This window comes from Kosakonia beeri, from assembly GCF_054165705.1.
On record NZ_CM135106.1, the window covers coordinates 3,787,651 to 3,799,961 of the forward strand.

At 55.8% G+C, this 12,311-nt stretch carries 11 protein-coding genes; 2 read left to right on the forward strand and 9 right to left on the reverse strand.

Annotated elements, in window-relative coordinates; translation table 11 throughout:
- Positions 1-25 precede the first annotated feature (25 nt).
- The 7 genes from ACUY4S_RS17955 to queA all read right to left on the reverse strand — a co-directional run bounded on the left by ACUY4S_RS17955 (position 26) and on the right by queA (position 6,756).
- A complete protein-coding gene (locus ACUY4S_RS17955; RefSeq protein WP_312688970.1) occupies positions 26-715 on the reverse strand; it encodes a helix-turn-helix transcriptional regulator in 690 nt (229 codons plus the stop codon).
- A gap of 54 nt (positions 716-769) precedes the next feature.
- Complete coding sequence (locus tag ACUY4S_RS17960; protein ID WP_458022048.1) at positions 770-1,135, reverse strand: VOC family protein; 366 nt, start codon at positions 1,133-1,135, stop codon at positions 770-772.
- A 160-nt stretch (positions 1,136-1,295) separates the two neighbouring features.
- Entirely contained in the window at positions 1,296-2,267 is a 972-nt protein-coding gene (gene secF / locus ACUY4S_RS17965; protein ID WP_458022049.1) for a protein translocase subunit SecF, read from the reverse strand.
- 10 nt (positions 2,268-2,277) lie between these two features.
- Positions 2,278-4,125 carry a protein translocase subunit SecD gene (gene secD, locus ACUY4S_RS17970; protein ID WP_312688966.1) on the reverse strand — a complete coding sequence of 616 codons (1,848 nt, stop codon included), beginning with the start codon at positions 4,123-4,125 and terminating at the stop codon, positions 2,278-2,280.
- A gap of 27 nt (positions 4,126-4,152) precedes the next feature.
- Entirely contained in the window at positions 4,153-4,485 is a 333-nt protein-coding gene (gene yajC, locus ACUY4S_RS17975) for a preprotein translocase subunit YajC (RefSeq protein WP_312688965.1), read from the reverse strand.
- 21 nt (positions 4,486-4,506) lie between these two features.
- Positions 4,507-5,634 (reverse strand): tRNA guanosine(34) transglycosylase Tgt, encoded by a 1,128-nt coding sequence (gene tgt, locus ACUY4S_RS17980; protein ID WP_312688964.1) that lies wholly within the window; start codon positions 5,632-5,634, stop codon positions 4,507-4,509.
- Positions 5,635-5,685: 51 nt separating this feature from the next.
- Complete coding sequence (gene queA, locus ACUY4S_RS17985) at positions 5,686-6,756, reverse strand: tRNA preQ1(34) S-adenosylmethionine ribosyltransferase-isomerase QueA (RefSeq protein ID WP_458022050.1); 1,071 nt, start codon at positions 6,754-6,756, stop codon at positions 5,686-5,688.
- A 92-nt stretch (positions 6,757-6,848) separates the two neighbouring features.
- Between queA and acpH the strand changes: the two genes are divergently transcribed.
- Both acpH and ACUY4S_RS17995 read left to right on the forward strand, forming a co-directional pair.
- A complete protein-coding gene (acpH, locus tag ACUY4S_RS17990) occupies positions 6,849-7,430 on the forward strand; it encodes an ACP phosphodiesterase (protein WP_458022051.1) in 582 nt (193 codons plus the stop codon).
- Positions 7,431-7,596: 166 nt separating this feature from the next.
- Positions 7,597-8,199, forward strand: coding sequence for a peroxiredoxin C (locus ACUY4S_RS17995; RefSeq protein WP_458022052.1), 603 nt, complete (start codon positions 7,597-7,599; stop codon positions 8,197-8,199).
- 55 nt (positions 8,200-8,254) lie between these two features.
- On the opposite strand, the gene ACUY4S_RS18000 is transcribed toward ACUY4S_RS17995, so the two are convergent.
- Together ACUY4S_RS18000 and ACUY4S_RS18005 are read right to left on the reverse strand one after the other, a co-directional pair.
- Positions 8,255-9,631 (reverse strand): DUF3999 domain-containing protein, encoded by a 1,377-nt coding sequence (locus ACUY4S_RS18000; protein WP_458022053.1) that lies wholly within the window; start codon positions 9,629-9,631, stop codon positions 8,255-8,257.
- Positions 9,628-12,303, reverse strand: a complete 2,676-nt coding sequence (locus tag ACUY4S_RS18005) for a DUF2339 domain-containing protein (RefSeq protein ID WP_458022054.1) — start codon at positions 12,301-12,303, stop codon at positions 9,628-9,630. Before ACUY4S_RS18005 ends, ACUY4S_RS18000 begins: the two co-directional genes overlap by 4 nt.
- Positions 12,304-12,311: the final 8 nt, after the last annotated feature.

Genomic DNA, 12,311 nt, shown 5'->3' on the forward strand with positions numbered 1-12,311 from the left:
AAAGCCGATCGTAAGGTCGGCTTTTTTATTGCCGTTGACGCTTTTGCAGGGCAATAAATGCCTGCATCGAACGATCTGCCCGTTCAGCAAAAGGCTGGCCGGTGAATGTCACGCTCTTACAGCGATCCAACCGGAAACAGCGGTAATCATTACGCAGCAAACACCACGACACCAACACCCAGACCGCGCCCATAAATGACAAGCCCAGAGGATGGATCACTCGTTCTGAGCTTTCGCCTTTGTCATTTTCATACTGAATATGCAGTTCCTGATGCAGGCGCATTGCCTGATGGATAACATCAAACCACACCCGCACCTGCGGATACCTATTGAAATTCGGTGAAATAATACAGTTACGTTCAGCAGCGATCCGTTTCTCATGCGGCAATACGGCTATCAGTTTTTCTTGCGCCGATCCCGCCGCGCGCGCCAGCACATCGCCGCTCCAGGTTTGCAGCATGCCAATCGCAGCGATCAACGCCTCGACTTCCATACTGGTAAACATCAGCGGCGGCAGATCAAAACCCGGCATCAAACGATAACCGCTACCCGACTCGCCCTGAATCGGTACGCCAGACAACGACAAATCGCGAATATCGCGGTAAATCGTGCGCTCAGACACTTCCAGTCGTTCAGCCAGTAAAGCCGCCGTAACATGTCGGCGCGTTCTCAGTACTTGCACTATCTGAAACAGGCGATCGGCGCGGCGGCTCATGAGGTTCTTCCTGAATCATGTCAGCCTGCGCACAATGCGCAGGCCTGGGATTGGTTATGCAGGCTGGTGCAAACCAACCTGGTTACCTTCACTGTCAATAATTAACGCAATGGTGCCAATATTATGCGGTAATACTTCAGGGCCGAAAACGCACTCGCCCCCTTTGTCACGTACACGCTTAAGCGCAACATCCAGATTCGCTGTGCTCAGGTAGACGATGGCCCCGCCGGTTGCAGATTTGAACATCGGTCCTTTTACCAACGCACCGCCAGTGGCCGGTTTAGTGTGGGGAAAAACCGCCATCTCAATCTGCCCTATCGTTTCGTGACGAAACTCGCCACCCAGAACGTGTTGATAAAAGTCCACAGCGCGATCCAGTTGTTGTACCGGCAGCTCAAACCAGTTGATTAATGTGTTCATGTCCCTCTCCTTTATGTTTAGTCAGCAAGGAGAGTGTGCCATCCCCCTCCTGACAGCATACTGTCAGGAGTGATCGTTTTTTTTATCCACCCGGCGAGAAGATAAAACGCAGGCAAAAAAAACCGCAGCCGGAGCTGCGGTTTCATCAGTAAACAGAATATTACGGCAGAATTGACGGCTGATCCGCCCCTTCTTTCTCAACCTTCTGCTGCAGCAGATGCTCGCGCTTCATACCCAATTTCAGCGCCAGCGCCGATGCAACATAGATAGAAGAAGCGGTACCAATGGAAACACCGATCAGCATCGTCAGCGAGAAGCCTTTCAGCATTGCTCCGCCGAACAGATACAGCATCAGGATCACCACCAATGTCGTGCCGGAAGTGATCAAAGTACGATGCAATGTCTGTGTCAGCGAGATGTTGAAGATCTCGTACGGCGTACCGCGACGGATCTTACGGAAGTTCTCACGAATACGATCAGATACCACGATACTGTCGTTAAGCGAGTAACCAATCACCGACATCAGTGAAGCGACGATAGTCAGGTCAATCTCGATCTTAAACAGCGACAGCACGCCCATAGTGATGATCACGTCGTGCGCCAGCGCGATAACCACGCCCGCAGCCAGACGCCATTCAAAACGGAAGCCGACATATACAAGAATGCTAATCAGCGCGACCAGCAGCGCCATGCCGCCGGTTTGCGCCAGATCAGCACCCACACTCGGGCCGACGAACTCAATACGCTTAACCGAGGCATTCTGGCTGGTCGCTTCGTTAATGACGCTCACCACTTTGCTACCCAGCACCTGCCCGCCGGTTTCACCCTGCGCAGGCGGCATACGCACCATGATGTCGCGGCTGCTGCCAAAGTTCTGCAGCAGCGGATCGGCAAAACCAGCTTTCTCTAAGGCCTCACGCATGAGATCCATGTCCGCCGGTTTTTCCAGCGAAATTTCAATCACGGTGCCGCCAGTAAAGTCCAGACCCCAGTTAAAGCCGCGAACGCCCATCACAGCGATGGAAAGGATCAGCAATCCGCCGGAAATGATGAAAGCCCAGTTGTCCCAGCGCATAAAGTCCCAGACTTTACGGCCGTGGTTCAATTGTTCAACAGTATAATCCTGTGCCACAACGCACTCCTCAGATAGACAGCTTGTTAATGCGTTTGCCGCCGTACAACAGGTTGACGATGGCACGGGTACCGACAATAGCGGTGAACATAGACGTCGCCACACCAATACCAGTGGTGATCGCAAAGCCTTTAATCGAGCCAGTCCCTACTGCATAGAGGATCAGCACTTTGATCAACGTCGTGACGTTAGCATCAAAGATCGAAGAAAACGCGCCCTGATAACCTTCATGGATAGCCTGCTGTACGGAACGCCCGTTGCTCAGCTCTTCCTTAATACGTTCGTTTATCAGTACGTTCGCATCCACCGCTACCGCAAGGGTAAGTACCACCCCCGCAATCCCCGGCATGGTCAGCGTTGCGCCAGGCAACAGCGACATAATACCGACGATCAGCACCAGGTTAGCGATCAACGCCGAGGTCGCAATCAAACCGAACTTCTTATAGAAGAAGATCATGAAGATGATAGAAACCACCAGACCTGCCAGGCAGGCTTCCAGACCCTGGGTAATGTTCTGCGCACCCAGCGTTGGACCAATGGTTCGTTCTTCCACAATCTGAATCGGCGCAATCAGCGCACCTGCACGAAGCAGCAGCGACAACTGGCGCGCTTCGTTCGGGTTGTTAATACCAGTAATACGGAAGCTGTTGCCCAGGCGAGACTGGATATTGGCAATGTTAATCACCTCTTCCTGTTTCACCAGCACCGAGCGACCATTGGCGTCTTTCTTGCCGCTGTCTTTGTACTCCACAAACAGGGTCGCCATCGGCTTGCCGATATTGTCCTTGGTGAAGTTAGACATGATGTTACCGCCACCGCTGTCCAGGGAAATGTTGACCTGCGGCTGGTTGTATTCATCCTGGCTGGACGTTGAGTCGGTGATATGGTCACCGGTCAGGATCACGCGTTTGTACAGCACGACAGGCTGACCTTCGCGGGTCTGTTTCACTTCCGAATCACCCGGCACACGGCCGGCAGCCGCAGCAGATGCATCCACGCTGGTGTTGACCAGACGGAATTCCAGCGTCGCGGTAGCGCCCAAAATCTCTTTCGCCCGCGCGGTATCCTGAATACCCGGCAGTTCGACCACAATGCGGTCAGAACCCTGACGCTGCACCAGCGGTTCGGCTACGCCAAGCTGGTTCACACGGTTACGCAGGATGTTGATGTTCTGCTGAACAGCATATTCGCGAGCTTCGCTGAGACGCGCATCGCTCATCACAGCACGCAGGACATTGTCGCCCTGGTTGGAGATAACCAGATCGCGGTGACGGCTGGTCAGCCAGGTGTTGGCCTGATCGCGCGCCGCACTGTCGCGGAACTGAATACTCAGCCCATAGTTATCTTCCTTACGCACGTTGGTGTAAGGAATGCCTTTGTCACGCAAGTCGCTGCGCAGGCTATCGATATTCTGTTCCTGCAATTTGCTCAGCGCCGTTTGCATGTCCACTTCCATCAGGAAGTGCACGCCACCGCGCAAATCGAGACCGAGTTTCATCGGCTCCGCTTTGATGGCGGTCAGCCAGCGCGGAGTTGCCGGCGCCAGGTTAAGCGCCACGACATACTGATCGCCTAATGCGTTTAGCAGCACCTCACGGGCGCGCAGCTGCGTATCAGTCGAGTCGAAGCGAGCGAGAATGGTACCTTCTTCCAGTGCCACAGACTTCGCGTTGATTTTTTCTTCTTGTAGACTTTTCTGGACCTGGATCAGCGTTTGTTCACTGGCGGCGACACCGCGCGCGCCAGTGACCTGAACAGCCGGATCCTCACCATACAGGTTGGGAAGTGCGTAAAGCAGGCCGACGATAATCACGACGACCAGCATAATGTACTTCCACAAAGGATAACGGTTTAACACGGCAGTTCCCTTTGGGAAAACGGAATATTACAGCGCCTTCATGGTGCCTTTCGGCAGAACGGCAGCTACGAAGTCACGTTTGATGACCACTTCAGTGGTGTCATTCAGCGCGATAGCAATGTAGCCAGTTTCCGCTACTTTAGTTACGCGGCCAACCAGACCACCGTTGGTCAGCACTTCATCACCTTTAGCGATGGAGTCCATCAGCTTTTTATGCTCTTTGGTGCGTTTTTGCTGCGGGCGCAGGATCATGAAGTAAAAAATCAGACCGAACACAACCAGCATCAGGACCAGAGACAGCGGGCTGCTCTGTCCCGGCGCGCCTGCTGCGGCTGCCGCATCAGAAATAAAAAAGCTCATTCAAATTCCCTCATTATTAAATTAATCAACGTTCAAAGGCGGAACAGGTCGACCCTGACGTTGGTAAAAATCCGCTACGAAGCTCTCTAATTTACCCTCTTCAATAGCCTTGCGTAAACCAGCCATTAAGCGCTGATAGAACCGCAGGTTATGAATGGTGTTGAGACGCGCGCCCAATATTTCGTTGCAACGATCAAGATGATGCAAGTAGGCAAGCGAATAATTGCGACATGTATAGCAATCACACTCGGGATCGAGCGGGCCGGTATCGCTTTTATATTTCGCGTTGCGGATTTTCACCACGCCATTGGTCACAAACAAATGGCCATTACGGGCATTACGCGTTGGCATAACGCAGTCAAACATATCGATACCGCGACGTACGCCTTCAACCAGGTCTTCCGGTTTGCCCACACCCATCAGGTAGCGTGGTTTGTCTGCGGGGATCTGTGGGCAGACGTGCTCCAGAATGCGGTGCATATCCTCTTTCGGCTCGCCGACAGCCAAACCGCCGACAGCGTAGCCATCAAAGCCTATCTCTACCAGACCTTTGACGGAGATATCGCGTAAATCTTCGTAAACACTGCCCTGGATAATGCCGAACAACGCATTTTTGTTGCCAAGACCGTCAAAACGGTCGCGGCTGCGTTTCGCCCAGCGCAACGACATCTCCATTGAGCGTTTCGCGTAATCCCAGTCCGCCGGGTAGGGCGTACATTCGTCGAAGATCATGACGATATCGGAGCCGAGATCATATTGAATTTCCATCGATTTTTCCGGATCGAGGAAAATTGGATCGCCGTTGATCGGATTGCGGAAATGCACGCCCGCCTCAGTGATCTTACGAATATCGCCCAGGCTGAAGACCTGGAAGCCGCCGGAATCGGTCAGGATCGGGCCTTTCCACTGCATAAAATCGTGCAGATCGCCGTGCAGTTTCATGATTTCCTGCCCCGGGCGCAGCCACAGGTGGAAGGTATTGCCAAGGATGATTTGCGCGCCAGTCGCTTCAACTTCTTCCGGCGTCATCCCTTTTACTGTGCCGTAAGTGCCCACAGGCATAAATGCCGGCGTTTCAACGACGCCGCGCTCAAACACCAGGCGGCCGCGGCGAGCGCGTCCGTCGGTGGTATCCAGTTCAAATTTCATTTTTTCTCCAGCCAGAAAGACAGTCTGACGTGTTAAACCAGCGCCGCGGACTTATTCCCCGACGCGTTCTGTAAGAGCCTGCGGATTGTACGTGATAAACATCGCATCACCGTAACTAAAAAAGCGATATTTCTCGGCAACTGCGGCGCGGTACGCATTCATCGTGTGCTGATAACCGGCAAAGGCGGAAACCAACATAATCAATGTCGACTCCGGCAGGTGGAAATTGGTCACCAGCGCATCAATAACCTGGTATTCATAACCGGGGTAAATAAAGATTTGCGTATCACCAAAGAACGGGGCAATCAGGGCATCTTTCGCAGCCTGCGCGGCGCTTTCCAGCGAACGCACCGATGTGGTCCCGACAGCGACAACGCGGTTGCCCCGTGCTTTCGCTGCCAGCACCGCATCGACAACCTCCTGCGGGACTTCGGCATATTCGGAGTGCATGATGTGATCTTCGATGCTGTCGACACGCACCGGCTGAAAGGTGCCTGCGCCGACGTGCAACGTCACGAAGGCCATTTCGATCCCTTTGTTACGCAGACGTTCCAGCAGCGGCTCGTCAAAATGCAGCCCCGCGGTAGGCGCAGCTACAGCGCCGGGTTTCTGGCTGTAAACCGTCTGATAAAGTTCACGATCGGCGTCTTCATCCGGGCGGTTGATGTAGGGCGGCAACGGCATATGGCCAATCGCATTCAGAATATCGAGCACCGGGCGTTCGTCATGGAATTCCACTTCGAATAACGCGTCGTGACGCGCAACCATCGTTGCCTGAATGTCCTCCGCGTCGCCCAGCAGTAGCTCAGCGCCGGGCTTCGGCGCCTTGGACGCACGAATATGTGCCAGAATACGTTTATCATCGAGCATACGCTCAACCAGCACTTCAATCTTGCCGCCGCTGGCTTTACGGCCAAACAGGCGCGCGGGAATAACGCGGGTGTTGTTAAAGACCAGCAGATCGCCAGGGTTGAGCTTATCGAGTAAATCGGTGAAAGTACCGTGCGTCAGCGCGCCTGTTGGGCCATCCAGCGACAGTAAGCGGCAACTGCTGCGCTCAGGCTGCGGATAGTGGGCAATCAGGGATTCGGGTAATTCAAAGGAAAAATCGGCAACGCGCATGACACTAACTCGAGACGTAAATAAGAGGCGGGTAGTCTAGTGCTCACGCCTCTTCGCTGCAACCGTTAGCCGCTTTTGGATAAACAATAGAGATGAACTTTTTAGCACACCTGCACCTTGCTCACCTCGCGAAGAGCTCCCTGCCTGGCAACTTGCTGGCAGATTTCGTTCGTGGCAACCCGGAAAACCTCTACCCGGCGGAGATTGTGGCAGGCATTCATATGCACCGGCGCATTGATGTCATGACCGACAACTTGCCGGAAGTCAGAATTGCCCGCGACGCGTTTCGCCCACTCACCCGCCGGGTCGCGCCCATTACGCTGGACGTGATGTGGGACCATTTTCTTTCCCGCCACTGGGCGCAAATTTCGCCGGACTTGCCGCTGGAAACCTTTATTCGCACGGCCCAGTCGCAGGTTACTGCTATCCTGCCAGACTCCCCGCCTCGTTTTGTCAATCTCAACAACTACTTGTGGTCGGAACGGTGGATGGAGCGCTACCGTGAAATGGACTTTATTCAGAACGTGCTCAACGGTATGGCTAACCGCCGCCCGCGCCTCGGGGCGCTGCGCGACTCCTGGCAGGATCTGGAGGCAAATTATGCCCTGCTGGAAACACTCTTCTGGACCTTTTACCCACGTATGATGACGCAGGCAAAAGCGCAGTCGCTGTAAGGTTTGCCTGCGGGTGCGAATGCGCTATTCTGTAGACGCACAACTCCAAAAATTAATAGGCAAAGACTATCACAGCGATTGTCAATGGCGCATTGAGCCACCTGCCCCTGCTCTCTATAATCGCCCGCGTTGCGTTCTATTAACCTTGTAAATCAGAGGACTACTTATGGTACTGGTGACTCGTCAGGCTCCGGATTTCACGGCTGCTGCTGTTCTCGGCAACGGTGAAATCGTTGAAAAATTCAGCTTCAAGCAGCATACCAACGGTAAAGCGACCGTACTGTTCTTCTGGCCGATGGACTTTACGTTTGTTTGCCCGTCTGAGCTGATCGCGTTCGACAAGCGCTACGAAGAATTCCAGCGCCGCGGCGTTGAAGTGGTTGGCGTCTCTTTCGATTCTGAGTTCGTCCACAACGCATGGCGTAACACGCCGGTGGAGAAAGGCGGCATCGGTGCCGTGAAATATGCCATGGTTGCCGATATCAAACGTGAAATTCAGCAAGCCTACGGCATTGAACACCCGGACGAAGGCGTTGCGTTGCGCGGCTCCTTCCTGATCGACAAAAACGGTATTGTGCGTCATCAGGTGGTGAATGACCTGCCGCTGGGCCGCAATATTGATGAAATGCTGCGTATGGTCGATGCGCTGCAGTTCCACGAAGAGCACGGCGAAGTGTGCCCGGCACAGTGGGAAAAAGGAAAAGAAGGGATGAACGCATCTCCGGACGGTGTCGCTAAGTACCTGAGCGAAAACGTCTCCAGCCTGTAACCGGCAGCGTTTTGCAAAAAGGCCCGCAATGCGGGCCTTTTTTGTTGCCGGGAAACTACCGGGGTTTTGCTTCCCGCCAGATGCGCAGTGCCATCCAGGCCAGCGCTGCCACACCGAGCACTAACACGCCCCACACCAGCACCGTTTGCCACATGCCCTGGCGTTCAGCGGGCGACGTCGCCGTTAACCGCATTTCGCCCCCCAGCGTCTCGCGCGCCATCACCTGTACCTGCGGGATAGCCGTCATATCAATTTGTTTGCGTAATGCCTGCGGGATAAGTTGATCGATCGTTACTGCCGCAGGTTCTGCCGCACGGTTCCCCCATGTCAGCATAAACGGCCCTTTGCCTTGTGCATTGAACAACACGGTCTGTAGGTCACGACTGCCGTTCACTTGCGGTAGAGCAGCCGGTAAACGGGCATCCAGCGTTGTGATACGCACCGCCTGGACAAGCTGCCCCGATACAGGCAGTGCAGCAGAAGATTGCCCGTTCAACTGCCACAACACGGTTTTAGTGAGTGGCTGCCAGGGATCATTCGCCGCACTACGCAAGGCAATCTCTACCGGCAACACGCCTTCCCCGTCCAGCGTCACGGAAAGCGCACTCAGCGGTTGCGGCTGTCGCCACTGATATTGCGCCTCGGTGGCAGAAATCCGCTGCGCCTCGGCCGCCATTTGCACCTGCTCCCGCGGTGTAGCAACGCTGCCCAGCGTAGCGTTGACTTGAGTTATCGTCACCGGCAGTTGCGGGGAGTCAAACACCATCAACAGATAGCGCACACCGTCGGAGGACATCGACTGGTTAACCGTAATCTGGTCGAGTTTCAGCCGGTCGTTACCGCTGGAAAGCGCCATCACCGGTGCATCCTGTTGCAGCAATTCCCAGTCACGCATATTACTGCTAAAAAAAAGTGACACTTTTCCCTGCCAGTTTTTTACCGGCTCGTTCCAAACCAGTTTAAGTTGAGCGAGGGTGAAGTTCTCCGGCATCGTCTCGGGTAACGCCAGCAGATAGCTCTGTCCGACGGTTTTTGCCGTCTCGCCTTCAATACGAATATCGACACCGTTTGCCGAGTGTAAACGTACCACGCTCTGCCCTTCACTTGCCGTTTCGACCGGCGAGGTATCAAGAGGAAAAATGCGTAACGGGATCGGAGCCGGTTCTGCAACCGGCGTTTGCTGCGTTTCGAGGGTGAACGGTACCCGCTCACCGTCATGGTTAAACACCCGCACATCGCGCAGATCGGGATGCGTGCTGCCAGTGTACACCTCGATTGGCAAATCTACCCGATACCATGAGGCCGGCTCAGGTAGATCCAGCGCCGCGCCCCAGGCATAATCCTGCGGCGCGTCGGGAATATCGTCGCTGCTTAATGCCGGTAATGCGCAGGCCATTAATGCCGCCGCCAGCAGTGCGTACACGCCTCTCATTGTTGCTCTCCCTTGTTGTGATCCTGCATAGCCTTCGGCGGCAGAGGTGAAAAATAACCCACAATTAATATCAGAACCGCCACGCCAATAAAGGCAACTGCCCGCGCCAGCCCGCCACCGCCTGCGCTGTCTACCAGCATAAGCTTGAGCAGCACCACCCCCAACAATGCGCCGCCACACAACCACTGTTGCCGCGCATGATGCCGGGTGGCATGAATCATGACCACCAGCGCAATCAACATCCAGAACAGGGCAAAACTGGTCTGGATGAGGCGGGAGTGCCACAAATTGTCGCTGCTCCACGTCACCGCGCCATAACAGGCCAGCGCCCGCAGTAACGCGCCATTCAGCCACCAGAAAGTGAGCGCCGCGATCGCCCACGGGCGGGCGCGCCAAAGCGGCGCTGCCACTGCAGGATAGTGCGTTTCGGCAAAGCGGCCGTAAAGCCACAGCCCAAGCAGCGCAAACGCCGCCCCCTCTTCCAGTGGATTAAGTAACGGTAGATAAGTCAGTTCCCGTACCGTCCCTTCTGCCAGGTTGGCAAACAGCAGATAGCCCAGCAGTAGCGGGATCAGCGGCAATAATGCCAGCGCGCCATACAGTGCAGGCCAGGTACGCAGCGGCCACGCACGTCGGCGGATCCCAGCAAGCGTCAGGGCAATAATGATGCCGCCCGCCGCCATTGGCAGACCGTCGCGCCATGCATCCAGTCCCCAGGAGAGCGACCCGACGAACCACCACAGCTCGCTGCCAGACGCCAGCAATAACAACCAGAACAGAGAAATATGCACTCCCTGCGAAACCCTGGCGGGCAGCGTGTTATTGTCCCGGTAAAGTAAAAACAGCGCGGAAGGCAGCGCAACGCACCAGGCCAGATTTTGCCATCCTCCCGCCAGAATATGACCCTGTACGGTGATCTGATACACCACTGCAACCCCCATTGCAGGCCACAGTAACCAGCAGGCATAACCCAGCTCAGGCCACTGCCAACGCTGCTGCGCTGCGCGCCATAGCCACACGGAAATAGCCAGCAGAGCCAGCGTGATAAAGCCCACGTGTTGATGCGAAGCCACGACCAGCGCCGCCGCACCGCTCAGGGCAATGATCCAGAAGAGAATACCGCCAGCCAGCAACAGCCAGCTCCCTTCACGACGTAAGCCGCGCCACAGCATCGCCCCGGCCAGCCAGCAGCCGCTCAACACAGCGAAAATCATGACTGTTCCGAGCGCAGACAACCCGTTCGCGGCCGCCCACAACGCGCTTAGCAGCGCCAGCAGCAACAATGCCGTGCCGCTGTAACTCATGCGCCGCTGATGTTGCTGCACGCCGAGCCACACAATGCCCAGACCTTCCAGCGCCCAGGCCATCGCGGTCCAGCGAGCCGACAACGCCAGCGGGATCGCCAGCGTGGCAAACCCACCGCCCAGCGCCAGTGCCGCCAGTACCAGCGGTTTTGCTGCCGTGGGGTAACGCTTCAGCGCAAGCGCGGCCAGCGCCAGGTAAAAGAGGCCAAAGCCAAGCGCGCTGAACGCCGGACCGTAAGCCCAGTGCTGCGTCATCGCGTACTGCATGCCAAACCCGGCCAGCGGCGGCGCAAATAGCAATACGCCATCAATCACTCTTTCGCCGCGGCGCTGTGCCCGCAGCGACAGCGCCACACTTAGCACGCCAAACAACAGTACGTTCGCCACCAGGAAAAGCTGGCAGCTCAAATAATCGTCCGGGCGGTAGTTCTCCATACCCCATATTGCGGCAACGCCAAAGGTGAAGAACATTCCCAGTAAATTGAGTTCACGCCAGTGCTGCCAGACGCTAATGGCAAGAATGCCTACCGAGAGCAACAGGTAAAAAGAGAACAAAGCGATATGGCTACCACCGCCTGTTGAGAGCAGGATCGGCGCAAGATAACCGCCAAGGCTCGCCAGCAGCGCCAGGCTTAGCGCTTTTTGCAACACGGCCAGCCCGACGCTGGCGGCGCAAATGACAATGAGCAGGCCGAAGGCCAGCGTCATGGGCAGCATCTGCCACAGCCGGAATGCGCCAAACACCGTCAGATAGAGCGCGCCCACGGCACCACCCTGTAAAATTAAGGCAAAGACCGTCTGCTTATGCCGCAATCGCCAGCCCAGCCCCAGCAGCACAATCGCCACCACGGCAACCGCAACCAGGCGCAGCTCCAGTGGGAATAACGCATACTCAACGGTGTAGCGCAGCAGGAATGAGAGGCCGATAAACAGCAGCACAATCCCCAATTTGGCCAGCGGATTGCCCTGCATAAACCAACGTGCCAGCGTGGTGACCACACCCCAGGAGTCATTTTCGGCCTGTTGCGGCGCTGGCAATACAGGGGCTTCTACCGCCCCAGGCACAGGTGCTTTGCGGCCCCACGGGTTTTCCGCAGGCAAAGCGTCCGGCACAACGGCAACGGGTTCGTGTTCGGGGGGATCATCAATAATGGCAGGTTCGGCAACGACCGGCGGCGGTTCTACGGCAAGTGATGCCGGTTCCGCCGCGACCGTCAGCCGCTGTTCGAGCACAACCAGCCGCTGGCGCAGCCGGGTGAGTTCATCCTGGGTTGCCACGCTGCGACGCCAGGCGGTAATGGCTACAATCGGCACTACCACCAGCGCAAATAACAGCACTAACACACCGAAAACTACAAGACCATCCATGTACTTCG